This is a genomic window from Kitasatospora sp. NPDC015120, from assembly GCF_043080305.1.
Classification (GTDB): domain Bacteria; phylum Actinomycetota; class Actinomycetes; order Streptomycetales; family Streptomycetaceae; genus Kitasatospora.
In genome coordinates this window covers 168,956-185,999 of sequence record NZ_JBIBVJ010000008.1, presented here as the reverse complement: position 1 = coordinate 185,999, position 17,044 = coordinate 168,956, and the positions used below count along the sequence as shown (strand labels likewise).

The following is a 17,044-nucleotide window of genomic DNA, read 5'->3' as shown; positions in this document are numbered from 1 at the left end:
GCGCCGGTCCGGACGGGGAGTCCGGACCGGCGCGGGGGTGCGGCACCGGCTCAGCGCTGCTTCAGCACTGGGGCCGCTTGCCGTGGTTGGCGCCCTTGCGGCGGGCCCTCTTCTTGCGGCGGCGCTTCGAGGACATCGGGCCTCCTTGGTGGTTCGTTCCCGTCCAAGGTCTCACACCGGTGGCCCGCCGTCGCGTTCTCGTCCGGCGGACGGGGCACGGCCGCACCGGCGCCCGCCCCGGACCGCCCGCCCGGCCCGCCTAGACCGCCTGCCAGAGCGACGGCGTGTTCGGCGGCTCCCAGCCGACCTGCGCCTGGTGGCCCTGGAGGCAGCGGTAGGAGGTGCTGCCGTAGGTCACCGTGTCGCCGGTCTGGTAGACGGTGCCGGCCGCCCAGGTGCCGCCGGGGTTGCCCGGGCCCGGGCCGGGGCCCTGGGAGTTCGTCTTCAGCGTCAGCCCGTAGCCCTGGAGGATCGGGTTGACGGGCTGGAAGTAGGTGGTGCCGCCCTGCGAGCAGTTGCCGGTGCCGCCCGAGGTCACGCCCTGCGCCTGCGTCCCGGAGATGAACGAGCCGCCCGAGTCACCGGGCTCGGCGCACACGTTGGTGCGGGTCACCCCGGAGACGGTGCCCTCCTGGTAGGTGACGCTGGTGCCGTGCTGCTGGATGGTCCCGCAGTGCCAGCCGGTGGTGGAGCCGGAGCGGCAGACCGAGGCGCCGACCTGCTGGAGCACCGAGCCGCTCACCGCGCCCGAGGCGCTGTTCACGTACGGGGTCGCCGTCCAGTTGCTGTTGGTGGCGACCCAGGACATGTCGTTGCCCGGGAAGACCGACGCCTGGAAGCTGCCCTGGGCGACCCGGTTGGACCCCGTCGTGCTGGAGCCCGCCCGGCCGCAGTGGCCCGCGCTGACGAAGCCCTGGGTGGTCCCCCGGGTGATCGGGAAGCCGATCGAGCAGCGACTGCTGTTGTCGATGTAGTAGGCGTCACCCCCGCGCAGGTCGTAGAGCGGACGCGGGGCCTCGGCCACCGCCTCCACCCGGACCGCCGCCCGGTCCACCCCGGCGGCGGCGACCAGCCGCTCGGCCGCGGCCGGGTCGGTGGCCTGCACCACCACGGTGTTGCTGCGCACGTCGACGAAGCGCACCGCCGCGCCGAGCGCGTCGGCCCGCCCGGCGGCGTCACGGCCGGCGGCGCGGTCGAGGGCGGCCAGCGCCCCGTCCAGCGCGGCCAGCGTCCGGGCGACCAGCACCGGGCGGGCGCCCGCCGCGCGGATCGACGCGGCGTCGGCGGCCCGGGTGGTGGCGACGGCCAGCCCGGCCGCGTCGGCGCCCTCCACCCAGGAGCCGGCCCAGCCGCCGCCCAGGCCCTGGGCGAGGGCACCGGCGCGGGCACCTGCCCGGGCCTCGTTGGCGATCCGGTCCCGGGCCTGGCCGGCCGTCAGACCGAGGTCGCGCTGCAGCGCGTCGATCACCTCGGGCGCGGCGGCGGCCACCCCGAGGGCGTCCGGTGCGGCCGCGGCGGCCCGGGCGGCGGTGACGGCGCCGGGACTCGGGGCGGCGGCACCGGCGGTGCCCTGGAGCGCTGTCAGAGCGAGGGCGGCGGTGGCCAGGACGGCGCACGCGGCCCTGGCGGGTCGTCGGAGCATGGGGTTCTCCCGCGGTCACGGTGTGTGGGGGTTGCGGGAAACCGTAGGAGCGCCGTCCGCCGGCGGGGGAGATGTCACCCGGGGGTACAGCTCCGGGCTATACCCCGCCGGATGCGCACCGCCGCCGAGGGGCCGGCTCCGTGGTACAGAACACCTTTTCCTTGACCGTTCCGTCAAGACCGCCGCCACCGCCGCGCGGGGAGGCCGGGGCGCCGGTGGCTCCCGAAGGGCGGCGGCGGGCGATCTGACGGCCGGTCCGGTCAGGGCCGGCGGCCCTCGCCGAGGTCCGCGAGGGCCGCCAGGACCGCGGCGCGCAGCAGGGGATTGCCGGTCGTGCCGTCGATCACCGCGAGGGCCTGGCGCAGCCGCTCGGCCGCCTGCTCGGGGTGGTCCAGCCGGCGGTGGTGGTCGCCCAGGTGGTACAGCGTGATGCCCTCCAGGACCGGGTCCCCGGTGGAACGGTGGCGGTCCAGGGCCCGGTGCAGGTACTCGCCCGCCTCCCGGCCCCGGCCCGCCAGCATCGCGGTGACACCGATGTTGGTCTCACACACCCGGATCGCCCAGTCGTCCCGGCGCTCCTCCGGCTGCGCCCGGAGCAGCGCGAGCGCGCCCTGGAAGTACAGCCGTGCCTGGCCGTAGGCGCCGGTGCTGAGACAGTGGTCGCCCAGGTGACCGATCACGTGCGCCTCGCCGTCTCGGTCCCCGATCGAGGCGAACAGGGCGCGGGCGAGCCGCAGTTCGGTGAGCGTCTCGTCATGCCGGCCGAGCGCGCCGAGGGCCGTGGCGAGGTCGTTGCGGGCATGGCCCTCGCCGTAGCGGTCACCGGCCCGGCCGGCCGCCGCCACCGCCAGGCGGGCCGCCTCCTCCCGGTCGTCCAGGTGGGGGCTGGTGAAGTAGTAGCTCCACAGGACCACCGGCAGCCGCCAGGCCAGGTCGTCCGGGCCGTGCCCGGCCGCCGCACGGACCACGCCCAGGACATGGGTGTGCTCGCTCTCGCACCACCGCTGCGCCTCGGCGGCGGTCCCGAAGGCGGGCGGTTCGTACCAGGGCCCGGCCGCGGCGAGCGGGATCCGCCGGCGGTGCGGGGTGAGCAGCCGGGCGGCGGCGTCGGCGTGGTGCAGGTACCAGGTGCCGAGCCGCTCGCGGGCGGCGGTGCGCACCGCCGGGCCGGTCTCGGCGGCGGCGCGTTCGGCGGCGTACAGGCGCAGCAGGTCGTGCAGCCGGTAGCGGTCCCCGCCCTCGTGGGTGAGCAGATGGGCGGTGGTCAGCTGCTCCAGCACGGGGCGCACGGCGGCCGGGCGCTCGCCGCAGAGCGCGGCGGCCGCCGCCGCGGACAAGCCGGGTCCGGGGGCGAGCGAGAGCAGCCGGAACAGGGTGCGGGCGGTGGCGGGCAGGGCCCGGTAGGAGAGGTCGAGCGCGGCGCGCACGGCGGAGGTGGCGTCGCCGTCGATCGCCAGCGCGGTCAGCCGGTCCCCGGTGTCGCGCAGTTCGGCCACGTGGTCGGCGACGGTCCGCCCGGGGCGTTCGGCGAGCCGGCCGGCCGCGATGGCCAGGGCGAGCGGCAACCGGCCGCAGACGGCGGCCAGTTCGGCGACGGCGGCCGGCTCGGAGCGGGTGCGCCGGCCGCCGATGACCCGGCCGAGCAGGGCGACGGCGTCCCGCGCCGGCATCAGGTCGAGGGCCAGCGGACGGGCGCCGTCCCGGGCGGTGAGACCGGCCAGGCCGGTGCGGCTGGTGACCACGGTCAGGCACTCCGGTGCGCCGGGGAGCAGCGGACGGACCTGCTCGGCGCTGCGCGCGTTGTCCAGGACGACCAGCACCCGCTGCCCGGCCAGCAGCGAGCGGTACAGGGCGGCGGCCTCCTCGGGCACGCTCGGCACCTGCTCGCCGGGCACCCCGAGGGCGCGCAGGAAGCGGGCCAGCACGGCGTGCGGCGGCAGCGGCGGTTCGGCGGAGAAGCCGTGCAGGTCGGCGTAGAGCTGGCCGCCGGGGAAGTGGGCGCGCCGCCGGTGCGCCCACTGGACGACCAGGGTGGTCTTGCCGACGCCGGCGCTGCCGGAGACCGCGCAGATCCGGGCGGCGGGTGCGGTGGTGTCGACGGCGCCGGTGCCGGGCCCCTCGGTGCCCGGTGCGGTCGCGGTCGCGGTCGCGGGCATGGTCGCGGTCGCGTCGTCGGCGAAGGCGTCGAGGGCCGCGAGCTCGGCGCCGCGGCCGGTGAACGTGGCGATCGGGGGCGGCAGTTGGGCGGGTCGCGGCGGCGCGGTGCGCTCCCGCCGGCCGTCGGGCCCGCCGTCCGGGCCGTCGCCGCCCGGCCCGGTGGCCCGGGCCGGGAGCGGGCGGTCCTCCGGGGCCGTCCCGGCGGTGAGCAGGTCCAGGTGCAGCCGCCGCAGTTCCGGGCTCGGGTCGAGGCCCAGTTCCTCCGCGAGCCGGGTGGTGAACCGCCGGTGCACGCCCAGTGCGTCGGCCGTGCGCCCGGAGGCGTGCAGCGCCCGCATCAGCTGCCCGACGAAGCGCTCCCGCAGCGGATGGTCGGCGACCAGCGCGGTGAGTTCGGGGATGCTCGCCCGGTGCCGGCCGAGCGCGGCCTCCAGTTCGAGGCAGTCCTCCCAGGCGGTGAGCCGCAGCTCCTCCAGCGGGACCGCGCCCGCCGCGATCGCCTGTCCCGCCAGCCCGTCGAGCACCGGCCCGCGCCAGAGCGCGAGGGCCTCGCGCAGCTCCGCCGCCGCGGCGGCCGGCTGCCCGGCGGCGGCCGTGCGGCGGGAGCGCTCCACCGCGTCGGCGAAGGCCCGGGCGTCCACCCGGTGGCCGTCGAGCAGGATCCGGTAGCCGCGCCCGTCGGTCTGCAACGCCGGCGGCCCGGCCGGGTCGGCCTTGCGGAAGCCGCGGCGCAGCAGCCCCGCCAGGTTGCGGACCTGACGGTCGGCGGTGGCCGGCGGCCGCTCGTCCCAGACCGCGTCCACCAGCCGGGCCACCGGGACGGCGCCGCCCGCGTGCAGCAGCAGGGCGGCGAGCAGCCGCTCCTGGCGCACGCCGCCCAGCCGGACCCGCTCGCCCCCGCCGGTCCGGACTTCCAGCGGTCCCAGAATCGCGAACTCCATGCGCTGCCCCTCCCCAGGGTCCTGCACACCGCTGTCGGAGCGTCGCGTTTGGTGACGAACCGATGACCAGATCATGCCAGAATCGTGCGCGCGGTTGAGAGGGTCGGTGCGTGCCGGGCCCCGCAGGGGAACGGCGTTGCGATCACCCCGCCCCGGAGTTCCCTGGAGGAACAGACCATGAACCGCATCAAGCGCCTCGCCGCCGTCGCGGCAGCGACCGCCGTGGCCGCCCTCGCCCCCCTGGCCGCGGCCCCGTCCGCCCAGGCCGCCACCACGGCCAACCACCCCGGGATGACCTGGGAGGTCCTCAACTACGGTGCGGGCTTCGCCATCCAGGTCGGCGGTCCCGGCGGCAGCGCCAGTGACGCGTACCACGGCGACACCCCGGCCTGGAACTCGCTGCCGGTGCTCTGCCTCAACCAGGACCTGCGCCCCGCCCCGCCCGGGATCCTCCTCGGCTTCTACAACGGCTGGGCCCTGGGCGAGGTGGAGATCAGCCGCCCCGTGAAGGGCACCGAGCTGACCAGCCCCGAGGCGGCCAACGCCGTCTGCCGCGGGCAGTTCGGCCGCAACTGGCGGCAGGCGGAGTTCCACGACGGGCACTACGGCGACAACTACGCGTGGACCGGCGGCTGGACCTTCTGGGCCAACGGCAACCTGCCGAAGAACGTCCGCTTCTGGGTGAACATCAACGACCAGGCCGCCAACCCCTGGAACAGCTGACCCCCGCACGGCCGGCCCCGCCCGCCCCGGGCGGGGCCGGCCCCGGCCTCCTACCAGACCTCGCCGGCCGCGAGCCAGCGGTCCCGCGCCTCGTGCGCGGCGTCCAGGTGGCCGTCCAGCCGCCAGCGCGCCACGTCGTAGTCCGGCAGGTGGCTCCACGCCTCGGCGGCCGTCAGCAGGTACCGCCACAGCGTGCTGAGCCGCACCATCAGCTCCTCGACCGCGGCGTCGGCGGGCCGGGCCGGCCCGTCCCCCTCCGGCGCGCCCTCCGGTCCGGCCTGCGCGGCCGACTCCGCGGCCCGGTCGAGCGCGCCGAGGACCTCCCGCGCGCTCCCGGTGAGCGCCGCCACGGTCTGCGACAGCGCGGCGCCGACCCGCTCCTCCTCGCCCCCCGGCACGCCGGCCCCCTCCCGCAGCACGACGATCCGCCGGCCGATGAACCCGGCCAGGCCGTCGATGTCCTCCGCGGTGATGTCGGCGGTGTACCGCAACGCGGACCGGTGGATGTCTGTCATACGGGTGTCCCCTCCCTCGGTGGGACCGGTCCGGCCGACCGCCGGATCCGGCCTTGCAGCCTCGGATATGGCACCCCGGCGGGAGCGGTAAACCTCCCCGGACCCTGCCGCCCGGGGCGCACCCGGGCGAACGGGGGCGCACCGGCGGCTCCCGGCCCGCCCCCCGTCCGGCGGCCGTCCGGCCGCCGCCCTTCCCTGCGGCGGTGGAACGCCCCCCGCCCCCGGCGCGAGCAGCAGCGCGACGGGGACGGCCGGCACACCCTGACCGCCGGCGGTGACCGGCAGGTGAGGGCGGCGCGGACCGGCGCCCGTCCCGGCGAGAAGGGCCACGAAGCCCGTCAGCCGTCCCGCGCCCACCGGCGGCGGGGTGGTGGTCATCGCCCGCCCCGGACGAACCGCACCGCGGCGGCCGGCGCCCCGGCCGCCGCGAGCGGCACCGTCGGCCTCCGGTCGAGCACCCGCATCGGCATCCGAACCCCTTTCGGGGCCCACGGGGCGGATCCTGGCGGAACGGGCCGGACGGGGCCGCGGCCGAGCCCGGGCGGTGGGGGGTGCCTCCCGGCCCGGTCGCCAGGGCGCGGAGCACGGGGGAGGCCGTGACCGGTGGGGATCCGGGCGCCGGGAAGGCTGCCGTCCCCCGGCGCGAGCGCGGCCGCACCGGGCGGCCCGGTGCTCAGGGCCGGGTGAAGGTCAGGTGGGTGACGCCGCTCGGGCTGGTGACGGACTCCACGCGGAAGCGCTCCTCCAGGCCTTCGAGGCCGTCCCAGAGCCGCTCGCCGCGGCCGAGCACGATCGGCACCACCGCGATGTGCAGGTGGTCGACCAGGTCGGCGGCGAGGAAGGCGCGGATGGTCGCGGGCCCGCCGCCGATCCGCACGTCCAGACCGCCGGCGGCCTCCCGGGCCCGGGCGAGCACCTCCTGCGGGGAGCCGTCGACGAAGTGGAAGGTGGTGCCGCCCTCCATCTCGACACTCGGCCTGGCGTGGTGGGTCATGACGAACACCGGCGTGTGGAACGGCGGGTTCGGCCCCCACCAGCCGTTCCACTCGTGGTCCTGCCACGGGCCGCGCTGCGGGCCGAACTTGTTGCGGCCCATGATCTCCGCGCCGATGCCGTCGCCCCAGGTGCGGGCCATGGCGTCGTCGACGCCGGTGCCGCCGCCCTCCTTGCCCTGCATGGCGTGGAAGGTGCGGGTGGGGAAGAACCAGCGGTGCAGCCGGTCGCCCGCGTGGCCGAACGGGGTCTCCAGGCTCTGGCCCTCGCCCGTGCCGTAGCCGTCGAGCGAGACGGAGAAGTTGTGGACGCGTACCAGGGACACGGGGACACCCTCCGGTGGCCGGCGCCGGGGTGGGCCGGGATCGGGGCGACTCTATCCGGGGCCGCCCCGTCACGGCGGTCAGCGCCGCAGCCACCCGGTCAGCGTGTCCCACCAGCCGCGCCGCGGCGGTGGCAGCGGCCCCGCCTCCAGCACCGGTTCCGCCGGCCCCGCCCGCTCGACCCGCTCCGGCCGCTCCGGCTGCTCCACCGGTGGCGGAGCGGCCGACCGCGCGGCGGCGGCCTCCGTCGCGGCCGCCGCCACCGCCTCCGGCAGCTGCTGACGCGGCGTGAACTCCACCGGCAGTTCGACCAGGTGGCGCGACAGCCAGGCCGAGGTCCAGGTCAGCTCGGACTCCGGGACGGCGAGCCGGAGGTCCGGCAGCAGGGTGAGCAGGCAGTCGATCCCGGTCTCCGCGATGGCCCGCCCGATGTCCTGGCCCGGGCACTCGTGCGGGCCGCTGCCGAACGACAGGTGGGAGCGGTTGCCGTGCAGCGGCTTCGCCAGGTCGGGCCGGACGACCGGGTCGACGTTCCCGGCGGCGAGGCCCAGCAGCAGCATGTCGCCCGCCCGGATCCGGCGGCCGCCGAGCACGGTGTCGCCGGTCGCCCACCGCCCGGCCACCAGCGACATCGGCGGGGCGTCCCACAGCACCTGGTCCAGCGCGTCCGGCACGGTCATGTGACCGCCCGACAGGTGCGCGCGGAAGCGCTCGTCGGTGAGGATCATCTTCAGCGTGTCGGCGATCAGGTTGACGGTGGTCTCGTTCGCCGCCAGCAGGACGACCCGCAGGTGCTCCAGCACCTCCTCGTCGCTGAGCCCGGCCTCGTGCTGCATCAGCCGGGTGCACAGGTCGGGGCCGGGGTCGCTGCGCTTGCGCTCGACGGTGCGCCGCAGCGAGGCCACCACGTGCTCGTTGCTGGCGATGGCCGTCTCGGTGCCCTTCATGAGGTCGCGCGCCGCCTCGACCAGCCGGGGACCGTACTCCTCGGGCATGCCGACCAGCTGGGTCATCACCAGCATCGGCAGGTGCTCGGCGAACCGGCTCACCAGCTCGGCCCGGCCGGTCGACCCGAACTCCTCGACCAGTTCGGCGGTGTAGCGGGTGACGAAGCGGCGCACCCCGCGCCGGTCGGTACCGTTCAGGCCGTCGGTGACGGCGCCGCGCAGCCGTCGGTGCTCGGCGCCGTCCGCGAAGACGCAGAGCGGCTGCCAGCCGATCACCGGCATCAGCGGGGAGTCGGCCGCGACCCGCCCCTCCCGGAACGCCGTCCAGCGGCGCGAGTCCCGGGAGAAGCGCGAGGGCGTGCGCATCACGGTGAGGTTCGCGGAGTGGCCGAGCACCAGCCAGGCCGGGAGGTCGCCGTGCAGCAGGACGGGCGCGACCTCGCCGTACTCGGCGCGCAGCTGCTCGTACAGGCCCGCCGGGTCGGCCTCGGCCGCGGGCCCGTGCAGCCGGCGCAGCTCCGTGACGGGCAGCTCGTCGAGGCCGGGCTCGTCGGGGCCGAGGTCGTCGAGCGCGTCGAGCAGGGCCTGCTCCCGGCCGCCCTGGTCGCCGGCCCGGTGGGCGGGGCAGCCGGACGGCGGGGGGAGGGCGGGGTCGTCGCGGAACGGGGAGGTCACGGTGGCTCCGGAGGTCGTCGGCGGGCGGGGGACGGCGGATCGGGGACGGTGCGGTCGGGTTTGGCGCGGCGGGCGGGTCAGGGCGTCGGCGGCGGCCCCGCGAGGTCGTAGAGGTAGTGCATGAGCGCGAGCAGCACGTCCCGCCCGGACTCGCGGACCCGGGCGTCGCAGGCCACGACCGGGACGTCGGGCGGCAGGTCCAGTGCGAGCCGCAGTTCCTCGTGCGGGCAGTCCGGCGAGCCGGGGAAGGCGTTGACGGCGACGACGAACGGCACGCCGCGGTCCTCCAGCCGTCCGATCACGTCGAAGCTGATCTCCAGCCGGCGGGTGTCGACCAGGACGACCGCGCCCAGCGCGCCTTCGAACAGGCCGTTCCAGAGGAACCAGAACCGCTCCTGCCCCGGCGTGCCGAACAGGTAGAGCACGAGCTCGTCGCTGATGCTGATCCGGCCGAAGTCCATCGCGACGGTCGTCTCGGACTTCCGCTCGATCCCGGCCAGGTCGTCGACCTCCGCCCCGGCCTGGGTCATCGTCTCCTCGGTGGTCAGCGGGCGGATCTCGCTCACCGAGCCGACCAGGGTCGTCTTGCCGACGCCGAAGCCGCCGACGATCACCACCTTGACGGCCGCGGTGGCCGAGTCCGGGAGCAGATCCTCTTCCGCCGGGCCGAGGACGGTGTCAGAGCCGTTGAAGTCCATGCATCACCGCCTCCAACAGGGCACGGTCGGGGAGAAGCGCGGCCGGGACGGAGGCGCGGGCCTCGACCCGCTCGCCGGCCAGCAGGTCCGCCAGCAGCAGGGAGACCGCGCTGACGGGCAGCCGCAGATAGGCGGAGATCTCGGCCACCGAGAGCGGTGATCCGCACAGGCGCAGGATCGCCGCGTGTTCCGGCGGCATCGAGGGGGAGGGCTCCGCACGGGAGACGATCAGCGTGACCAGGTCCAGCGCGGCCCGTCCGGCCGGCTGGCTCTGGCCGCGCGTGATCACGTAGAAGCGTTCCGGGGCCTCGTCGCCCCAGTCCCGGCCGGTGGTGCTCATGCGACGGGCTCGCCCCTTCGCGGAGGCGTGCTGAGGTGCTCGCCGATCCGGGCGACCAGGTCGCGCATCCGGTGGCCCATCAGCCCGGCGTCCACGCCCTCGTCGGCGAGCACCGCGAGGTAGGCGCGGGGGCCGGCCGCCATGAGGTAGAAGAACCCGCCGCCCATCTCGATCACCACCAGCCGCATCCGGCCGTCGCCGTGCGGGAACTCGTGGCCCACGGCGGCGGCGAGGCTCTGCAGCCCGGCGCAGGCGGCGGCGAGGCGGTCGGCGGTGTCGGTCGCGGTGCCGTACTGGGCGATCCGCAGGCCGTCGGCGGAGAGCACGACGACGTTGCGCACGAGTGGCACCTCGTCCGCGAGCTGCTTGAGCAGCCAGTCCAGGTTGGTCCGTGGCTGAGTCATCGCTCGTCCCTCCGCGTCCCCGTCGAGTCTCCGTTGCCGTTGCCGTTGCCGTTGCCGTTGGCGGCCGGGCCGGTGCCGTTGATGCCCTCGGTGAAGGCGGCCAGCCACAGGCCCGGCTGGACCGCGTCCTGCCCCGCCTCCGCGGGCGTCCCGGGCACACCGGCGCCGCTTCCCGCGGCCGGCCCGCCATGGGCGGAGGCGCCGCGGGCGGGGGTGAGCGGGGCGTCCTTCCCGGCGGCGGGCCGGGCGGTGGCCGGGCGGGCCGGCTGGCCCGCCCCGAACCGGACGGCCGGTGCGGCGTGCCGCCGGCGCCGGGGCAGCCCGTTGGCGGTCCGCTCGGTCACCAGCGGGATCTCGTCGCCGCCACCGCCGCCCCGCGACCCGCCGCCCGGCGACCCGTTCCGCGCGCCGCCGGGCGGGCTGGGCGGCGGTCCGAAGAACGGGCGGCGCGGTGGCGGGGAGGTGTGCGACCGGCGGTCGTCCACCAGCTCGGGACCGGACGAGCCGGTGACGCCGATGCCGTGGGCGCGCCCGGTCGCGGGGGCCGTGGTGATCAGCTCCTGCGGGAAGACCAGCACCGCCCGCACCCCGCCGTAGGCCGAGGGGCGCAGCGAGACCTGAAAGCCGTAGGCCTGGCAGAGCCGGCCGACCACCGCGAGCCCGAGCCGCGGCGTCTCGCCGAGCCCGTTGAGGTCGATGCCGGCCTGGGCCTCCGCCAGCATCCGCTCCGCGCGGGACCGGCCCTCCTCGCTGAGGCTGAGACCGCCGTCCTCGATCTCGATCGCGATGCCGCTCTGCACCTCGACCGCCGTCAGGTGCACCAGGGTGTGCGGCGGCGAGTAGCGGGTGGCGTTGTCCAGGAGTTCGGCCACCGCGTGGATCAGCGGCTCCACGGCCGGGCCGACAACGGCCACGTCCGAGACCGGGTGCAGCTCGATCCGCTCGTAGTCGAGGATGCGCGACATGCCGCCGCGCAGCACGCTGTACAGCGGCACCGCCTTGTTCCACTGGCGGCCCGGCCGGGCACCGCCGAGCACCGCGATGCTGTCGGCGAGGCGGCCGATCAGGGCGTTGCCGTGGTCGAGCAGCAGCAGGTCGTCGAAGACGGCGGGGTCGTTGCCGTGCGCGTGCTCCATGCTGCGCAGTTCGGCGGCCTGCCGGTGGACGATCGCCTGGACGCGGCGGGCGATGCTGACGAAGGAGCGCTGGGCGGACTCGCGCATCGCCTCCTCGTTCTCGACGGTCTCCAGCACGGCGCGCAGCAGGGTCTGCTGCGCCGCCCGGAACTCGGCGCCGACCGTGACGTCCTGGAGGGTGTACGCGCGGACGACGTTCTCCAGGCCCTCGCCCATCGAGAGCCTGGTCATCGCGGCGGGAAGCACGGACTTGGCCAGCCGGATGTACTCGGTCTCCTGCCGGGTCAGCCGGCGGATCAACTCGCCCTCGCGCTGGACCGCCCGGGCACGCAACTCCTCCGCCGCCCGGCCCCGGCGGGCGGCCTCGGCGGCGACCAGGACCACCGCCAGGGTGCCCACCACCGCGCACAGGGCGACCCCGGTCCGGGCGTCGGGGGAGGCCGCGGCCACCGTGACGGCGGCGACGGCGGCCGTCGCGAGGGTGGGCAGGAGCCAGACGAGCACGGGGGCGGAGCGCCGGCGTCCGGGTGACGAACCAGCACCAAGCATTCAGCATCCTCAGAACGGTCGGAGAGTGGGGGACGGTGGCGGGCGGTCGGCCAGGGGGCCGCGACCGGGCCGGTGTCGGCCTCAGGTTTACCGTGCGCCGCCCGCAGCGCACGGGCGCCCACGCCCAGTTCGCCAATGCGAGCGGACTCCCGGTGAAAGTGCCACGAGCACGCGCCGTTCCGTGCTACGGCAAGCCGTTGTGCGCCCCGGCGCACCCTGGTGCCCGGCGCCCCGCAGGGGCTTCGGTCAGCCGGAATGACGGTCCGCCGGACGGGTCGCGGGCCGGCGGCCGGGGAACCATGGACCAACACGCCCGACTCCGGGGGGACGGATGTCGAACGGATCCCGGAGGGCGGCCGGTCCGGCCGCCCTCCTGCTCGACCTGGTGGCCACTGCCGCGGGCCTCGCCGTGGCCGCGGCCGTGGTGGCGGGCTTCGACCTGGGGGACGGGCCGGCGGCCCGGTGCGCCGTGGTGCTGGGCGCCGCGGCCCTCCTGGTGGCCGTGCACGCCGCCGGGGGCGCGCTGGTGCGCCGCTCGCCGACGGACCGCTCCTGCGCGTTCTGCCTCGGGACGCTCCTGCTGTTCCCGCTGCTGCTCGCGGCGGAGCCGGCCGCGCTCTGGCTGGCGGTGCGGCTGGCCGGCGCACTCGGGCTCGCCGCCCGTCCGGCGGGACCGGGCGCGACGGTGGTCGCCGCCGTGGTGGTCGTGTTCGTCGGCATGACGGTGCGCCACCTCTGGTCCGTGCTGGCCGACCGCGACGGGGACGGCGCCGCGCTGCGCGGCGTCGCGCGGCACCTGCTCGCCGTCGCCGGCCTCGCCCTGGTGGTCGCCCTGCTCGACGGCGCCGCGCAGGCGGACGGCCCGGGCTGGCGGCAGCTGCTCACCCTGGTCGCGCTGGGGGCCGTGCTCGGCCTCAAGTTCTCCCGGCTGTCGCTGCCGGGATTCGGCGTGCGGCCGAGGGCGGCGGCCGGGCTGGCGGTCGCCACGGTGGGCAATCCGCTGAAGCTCTGGCTGGTCAGCTGGCTCAGCACCTGGATGGAACTGCCGCTGAGCCTCGCCGGGTTCGGCACCTTCGCGGTCGCGGCGGTGATCGTCGCGGTGGTGATGCTGCCCACCTCGGTGGCCTCCGGGCGGGACGCGGCCGATCCCGGTGGCCCGTTCCGGCCGGGGGCGGTGGCCGAGCTGTACGGCCTGCTGCCACCGGGGCCGTGAGCGGCCGGGGCGGCAGGTCACCGGGGAGCGGCGCTCAGCCGGGGCGGACGGCGCGCGGTCCGGTCACCGCGGCGCCGAGGGCGGTGACCCGGGCCCGTAGCCCGCGGTCGGCCGTGACGACCAGGCAGTCGCGTCCCGGCCGGGCGGCCAGGGCCCGCGCGACCAGGGCGACGATCAGATCGTCGCCGCTGCCGGCAGCGGCCTCGACCCGGACCTCCGGCCGCGCCGTGACGCCCCGGGCCGCGCCCTCGACGACGAGCACGACCTCCAGCGGCCCGCTCCGCGCCCACGACGGCGACCCGGGCCGGTCCTCGCCGGTCACCGCGTCCAGTCCGTGCCCGGCGACCGGCGCGAGCGCGTCGCGCAGCCGCTCCGCCGCGCCCCGCCGGTCGCGCCACCAGCCGTCGGGCACCGAGCCCACGACGTTGGCCCCGTCCACCACCAGCAGCGGTACGCCCCCTGCGGCCTCGCTCCCGCCGGTGGCGGGCACGCCCGTCACGAGGCGCCGCCGGCGAGCAGGAGCCGGCGGTCCCGCCAGGCCTGTTCCCACTGGCGGGTCAGCGCCGGGTAAACGACGAGGTACCGGAACGGGGCGATGAGCCTCAGGTAGCAGCGCCCGAACCGGCCGTTGGGCTTGACCAGGACGGCCATCCGCAGTTCGTACCCGCCGTCGCGGGCCGGTGCCCAGCCGAGGTGCATCAGGGTGTGCACGGTTCCGTTCGCCAGCTCGCGCACGTACTCGTCCTGGAGCCGGTAGACCGGGGTGAGGGGCAGGCCGTCCGGCTCGGCCGGGTCGACAGTGGCGGCCAGGTCGCGCGGCAGCCGGTCGCGCAGCGAGCGGACCCGGCTGCCCAGGCCCGCTTCCGGCCGGTCCCAGCCCAGCACGGCGCCGAGCTTCCGGCGCACCGCGAACAGGAACCGGTTGGCCGCCGACTGCCGGGCGAAGCCGCCGGCCGCGCGCATGGCGGCGAGCATCACGTCGAGCTCGCCCGGCCCGGCGCCGGGGGTGCGGAAGGCCCAGACGTCCTCGGTCCGGAAGTCGGGCGCGAACTCGTGGAGGCGCCACGGCCGACGGGTGTGGGCAGTGAGCGGAAGTCGCACGGCCGGTACCGCCTTTCCTGCGCGGGGCACCGCCTGCGGGCCCCTTCTGTACGCCAGCGTATATGAGCAGAGTAGGCGTCATATCCGGTGGCGTACACACGGGGCCGGGTGAACCGGAGCACCGCTCCGTCCGCCCGGCCCTCGTGGCGCGCGCCCCGGGAACGCCTCAGAGGTCCGGCAGGCACTCCTCGGCGAGCCCGCCGCCGAACACCCGCTGCGCGTGCGTGAGCATCCGCCGGGCGTACACCTGGTCCCGGACCAGGCAGGAGTAGCCGTCCAGCTCGACGGTGATGACCCCGGAGGTGTCCGCCAGGTAGACGTCCAGCCCCGGGTACATCAGCTCGATGCAGGGGATGTCGTCGATGTCCAGCGCGAACACCGGGTACTCGCCGTGCTCGTCGCCCGCCCCGGTCGCCAGCACCCGGCGGGAGTCCGAGCCGCCCGGGAGCAGGAAGCACTCGTCGAAGCGGTCCGACACGGTGTCGAAGCAGGAGCCCCAGGGCTCGCCGAACTCGTCGCGCGCCAGTTCACCGAGCGACCGGGGCGTGAAGCGGCCGTCGCCGTCGAGCCAGCCGAACCGGCGCAGCAGGCCGGCGTCGAAGGCCAGCCAGCGGCGCAGGCTCGGCGGCAGCGGACGCCCGCTCGGGAAGACCGCCCCGGCCGGCTGGCCGGCGGGCAGCGGCTCCGGCTCGCCGGTGAGCCACGGTCCGGCCCACGGGCCGTGGGCCAGGATCGGCCGATGCGGGTCGGCGGCGACGGCGGCGATGGCGCGCTCGGTGAGCGCGACGCCGTGCGCGTCGCTCGGGGGGATCGGGGTCGCGGGGTTCATCGGGCTGGTCGTCCTGTCCGGGAGTCGCGCGGCTGGTGCTCGGTCGCGCCGAATCTACGGCCCGTCAGCGACAACCGTGCAAGCCCGGCCCCGGCCCCGGCGCTGGACCGGGGCGGAACGGAGGCGGGGCCGGCCGTCAGAGCCGCTCCCCGGACGCCGCCGGACCCTCCTGCCCCGGCGTCCGCAGCACCCGCCGGGCCTCCTCGGCCGACGCGGAGTCGCCGCCGAGCCGCGCCACCTCCGCCAGCGCCGCGCGGTGGGCCGTCTCCAGGGCCGCCGCCGGATCCGTCACGGTGTCCGGGATCACCCCGGTGCCCTCCCAGTTGCCGCCCGACACCGGGTTGACCGCGCGTGCGGTGGGGATGGTGACCTCCAGGTGCGGGTGGACGGTGAAGCCCCGGCGCGGGTTGGCGCCGCCGCCGGACGCCTCGCCGACCACCACGGCGCGGCCGTGCTGCTGGAGGTCGTACGCGAGCTCCTCGCCGCCCGAGAAGGTCGCCCGGCCGATCAGCACGTAGAGCGGCTTGCTGCCGCCGAACCGCGGGCCGGGCACCTGCGCGGGGCTCCAGAACTGCTGCGCGGTGCCGCCCTCGCGGTCGTGGAGGGTGGTGAGGTGGGTCGGCTCGTCGAACAGGTGGCCGCAGATGTGGGCGGTTGTGTACGGGTGGCCGCCGACGCACTCGCGCAGGTCCAGGATCAGCGCCTCGGCCCGCGCGACCACGGTCAGGGCGGCGTCCAGGGACTCGCCGGTCATCTCCAGCGGGAAGAGGACCGGCGCCAGCTCCAGCAGCGCGACCCCGCCCGCCAGGCGCTCGATCCGCGGGACGCCGCCGAGCGAGAGGTCGGCGGAACGCGTCAGCTCGGCGAGCAGGGCGCCGTCCTCCTGCTCCACCGGGATCGGCCGCGGATGGAACTTCAGCCGCAGATGGCCGTCGCCGTTGACCGACCGGAGGTCCTCGGTGACCAGCCGGCCGAGCGCCTCGGCGTCCTCGGCCCCGTGGTAGCGGCCCCGGGACAGCGCCTCGTCGAGCACCGCGGCGATCCGCCCGGCGACCTCGGGGAAGACGTAGAGGTCGCCGGTGAGCCGGCTCACCTCGGTGACGATCTCGGTGATCTCGGCCGACTGAAGCCGCGTCATGCGCTGCCCCCTGCTGGTGATGATCGAATCAGGTGGGGTCAGTGGAGCACGCGGCTTGCGAAAGCGTCAAGAAAATTGGACGCTTTACCCATGGAGGACCGGACCCAGGACGACGCGCTCACCATCGATACCCCGCAGCAGTACAAGGCGCTCTCCCACCCGCTGCGCCAGCGCCTGCTGCTCGCCCTCGGCGGCGGGCCCGCCACGGTCGGAGGGCTGGCCGCGCGGCTGGACAGCCCCAAGGGCACCGTGGCGCACCACCTCAAGGTGCTGCAGGACGCCGGCCTGGTCCGCCTGGTGGAGACCCGGAAGGTGCGGGGCGGCAGCGAGCACGTCTACCGGCGCACCGCCCGGCGGATCACCGCGACCGGCCCGGACGGCGGACCGGCCACCGCCCTGCTCGCGGCGGTGGCCGAGGAGTGCGTCAGGGCCCCGCAGGAACCCCTGCTGGTGCTGCGGCACCTGCGGCTGACGGCCGACCAGGCCGGCCGCCTCGGCGCCGCCCTCCAGGCCCTGGTGGACGAGGCCGTCGAGGCCCCGGCCGGCGAACCGGTGCACGGCGTGCTGGTGGCCCTCTACGAAGAGCGCGGCCAGGCCGGACGGCGCGAACAGCCCGCCGGGCACGGCTGACGGCCCCGGCGGGCGGACGCGACGGGCCGGCCGGCCCGGGACCGTCGGACGTACCCGGCCGGGATGCTGCGGCAGGCCGGGCGCCGCGCG

General features: G+C 76.6%; 16 protein-coding genes. 3 read left to right on the top strand and 13 right to left on the bottom strand.

Annotated features, from left to right (window positions below; translation table 11 throughout):
* Positions 1-259 precede the first annotated feature (259 nt).
* Both ACF1AK_RS20790 and ACF1AK_RS20785 read right to left on the bottom strand, forming a co-directional pair.
* A complete protein-coding gene (locus tag ACF1AK_RS20790) occupies positions 260-1,642 on the bottom strand; it encodes a carbohydrate-binding protein (RefSeq protein ID WP_391500277.1) in 1,383 nt (460 codons plus the stop codon).
* 260 nt (positions 1,643-1,902) lie between these two features.
* Positions 1,903-4,740, bottom strand: a complete 2,838-nt coding sequence (locus ACF1AK_RS20785) for a BTAD domain-containing putative transcriptional regulator (protein WP_391500276.1) — start codon at positions 4,738-4,740, stop codon at positions 1,903-1,905.
* A 177-nt stretch (positions 4,741-4,917) separates the two neighbouring features.
* Here ACF1AK_RS20785 and ACF1AK_RS20780 point away from each other — a divergent pair, with 177 nt between their 5' ends.
* Positions 4,918-5,463 carry a hypothetical protein gene (locus ACF1AK_RS20780; RefSeq protein WP_391500275.1) on the top strand — a complete coding sequence of 182 codons (546 nt, stop codon included), beginning with the start codon at positions 4,918-4,920 and terminating at the stop codon, positions 5,461-5,463.
* 50 nt (positions 5,464-5,513) lie between these two features.
* Here ACF1AK_RS20780 and ACF1AK_RS20775 read toward each other — a convergent pair whose 3' ends face one another.
* The 7 genes from ACF1AK_RS20775 to ACF1AK_RS20745 form a co-directional block, all read right to left on the bottom strand.
* Positions 5,514-5,978: a hypothetical protein gene (locus ACF1AK_RS20775; protein ID WP_391500274.1), complete on the bottom strand. Its 465-nt coding sequence runs from the start codon at positions 5,976-5,978 to the stop codon at positions 5,514-5,516.
* A 673-nt stretch (positions 5,979-6,651) separates the two neighbouring features.
* A complete protein-coding gene (locus tag ACF1AK_RS20770; RefSeq protein ID WP_391500273.1) occupies positions 6,652-7,296 on the bottom strand; it encodes a dihydrofolate reductase family protein in 645 nt (214 codons plus the stop codon).
* Positions 7,297-7,374: 78 nt separating this feature from the next.
* Entirely contained in the window at positions 7,375-8,916 is a 1,542-nt protein-coding gene (locus ACF1AK_RS20765; RefSeq protein ID WP_391500272.1) for a cytochrome P450, read from the bottom strand.
* A 77-nt stretch (positions 8,917-8,993) separates the two neighbouring features.
* Positions 8,994-9,614 (bottom strand): ATP/GTP-binding protein, encoded by a 621-nt coding sequence (locus tag ACF1AK_RS20760; RefSeq protein WP_391500271.1) that lies wholly within the window; start codon positions 9,612-9,614, stop codon positions 8,994-8,996.
* Complete coding sequence (locus ACF1AK_RS20755; protein ID WP_391500270.1) at positions 9,595-9,954, bottom strand: DUF742 domain-containing protein; 360 nt, start codon at positions 9,952-9,954, stop codon at positions 9,595-9,597. The genes ACF1AK_RS20760 and ACF1AK_RS20755 overlap by 20 nt, the downstream gene beginning before the upstream one ends.
* Positions 9,951-10,358, bottom strand: a complete 408-nt coding sequence (locus ACF1AK_RS20750) for a roadblock/LC7 domain-containing protein (protein ID WP_391500269.1) — start codon at positions 10,356-10,358, stop codon at positions 9,951-9,953. Before ACF1AK_RS20750 ends, ACF1AK_RS20755 begins: the two co-directional genes overlap by 4 nt.
* Positions 10,355-12,043, bottom strand: a complete 1,689-nt coding sequence (locus ACF1AK_RS20745; RefSeq protein WP_391500268.1) for an ATP-binding protein — start codon at positions 12,041-12,043, stop codon at positions 10,355-10,357. Before ACF1AK_RS20745 ends, ACF1AK_RS20750 begins: the two co-directional genes overlap by 4 nt.
* Before the next feature lie 331 nt (positions 12,044-12,374).
* On the opposite strand from ACF1AK_RS20745, the gene ACF1AK_RS20740 reads away from it, so the two are divergent.
* A complete protein-coding gene (locus ACF1AK_RS20740) occupies positions 12,375-13,256 on the top strand; it encodes a hypothetical protein (protein WP_391500267.1) in 882 nt (293 codons plus the stop codon).
* Positions 13,257-13,290: 34 nt separating this feature from the next.
* On the opposite strand, the gene ACF1AK_RS20735 is transcribed toward ACF1AK_RS20740, so the two are convergent.
* From ACF1AK_RS20735 to ACF1AK_RS20720, 4 genes are all read right to left on the bottom strand, one after another.
* Positions 13,291-13,746, bottom strand: coding sequence for an NTP pyrophosphohydrolase (locus ACF1AK_RS20735; RefSeq protein ID WP_391500266.1), 456 nt, complete (start codon positions 13,744-13,746; stop codon positions 13,291-13,293).
* Between the two features lie 5 nt (positions 13,747-13,751).
* Positions 13,752-14,357, bottom strand: a complete 606-nt coding sequence (locus ACF1AK_RS20730; RefSeq protein ID WP_391500265.1) for a DUF2867 domain-containing protein — start codon at positions 14,355-14,357, stop codon at positions 13,752-13,754.
* Positions 14,358-14,523: 166 nt separating this feature from the next.
* A complete protein-coding gene (locus ACF1AK_RS20725) occupies positions 14,524-15,186 on the bottom strand; it encodes a hypothetical protein (protein ID WP_391500264.1) in 663 nt (220 codons plus the stop codon).
* Between the two features lie 136 nt (positions 15,187-15,322).
* A complete protein-coding gene (locus ACF1AK_RS20720; RefSeq protein WP_391500263.1) occupies positions 15,323-16,324 on the bottom strand; it encodes a S41 family peptidase in 1,002 nt (333 codons plus the stop codon).
* Positions 16,325-16,414: 90 nt separating this feature from the next.
* On the opposite strand from ACF1AK_RS20720, the gene ACF1AK_RS20715 reads away from it, so the two are divergent.
* On the top strand, positions 16,415-16,954 hold the full coding sequence (locus tag ACF1AK_RS20715) for an ArsR/SmtB family transcription factor (RefSeq protein ID WP_391500262.1): 540 nt from the start codon (positions 16,415-16,417) through the stop codon (positions 16,952-16,954).
* Positions 16,955-17,044: the final 90 nt, after the last annotated feature.

Bases quoted from the DNA above. Each gene is read 5' to 3' on its own strand.
- ACF1AK_RS20785 (WP_391500276.1), bottom strand. From the start codon at position 4,740: ATGGAGTTCGCGATTCTGGGACCGCTGGAAGTCCGGACCGGCGGGGGC.
- ACF1AK_RS20755 (WP_391500270.1), bottom strand. From the start codon at position 9,954: ATGAGCACCACCGGCCGGGACTGGGGCGACGAGGCCCCGGAACGCTTC.
- ACF1AK_RS20725 (WP_391500264.1), bottom strand. From the start codon at position 15,186: ATGAACCCCGCGACCCCGATCCCCCCGAGCGACGCGCACGGCGTCGCG.
- ACF1AK_RS20760 (WP_391500271.1), bottom strand. From the start codon at position 9,614: ATGGACTTCAACGGCTCTGACACCGTCCTCGGCCCGGCGGAAGAGGAT.
- ACF1AK_RS20780 (WP_391500275.1), top strand. From the start codon at position 4,918: ATGAACCGCATCAAGCGCCTCGCCGCCGTCGCGGCAGCGACCGCCGTG.
- ACF1AK_RS20745 (WP_391500268.1), bottom strand. From the start codon at position 12,043: ATGCTTGGTGCTGGTTCGTCACCCGGACGCCGGCGCTCCGCCCCCGTG.
- ACF1AK_RS20750 (WP_391500269.1), bottom strand. From the start codon at position 10,358: ATGACTCAGCCACGGACCAACCTGGACTGGCTGCTCAAGCAGCTCGCG.
- ACF1AK_RS20720 (WP_391500263.1), bottom strand. From the start codon at position 16,324: ATGACGCGGCTTCAGTCGGCCGAGATCACCGAGATCGTCACCGAGGTG.
- ACF1AK_RS20715 (WP_391500262.1), top strand. From the start codon at position 16,415: ATGGAGGACCGGACCCAGGACGACGCGCTCACCATCGATACCCCGCAG.
- ACF1AK_RS20775 (WP_391500274.1), bottom strand. From the start codon at position 5,978: ATGACAGACATCCACCGGTCCGCGTTGCGGTACACCGCCGACATCACC.
- ACF1AK_RS20740 (WP_391500267.1), top strand. From the start codon at position 12,375: ATGTCGAACGGATCCCGGAGGGCGGCCGGTCCGGCCGCCCTCCTGCTC.
- ACF1AK_RS20790 (WP_391500277.1), bottom strand. From the start codon at position 1,642: ATGCTCCGACGACCCGCCAGGGCCGCGTGCGCCGTCCTGGCCACCGCC.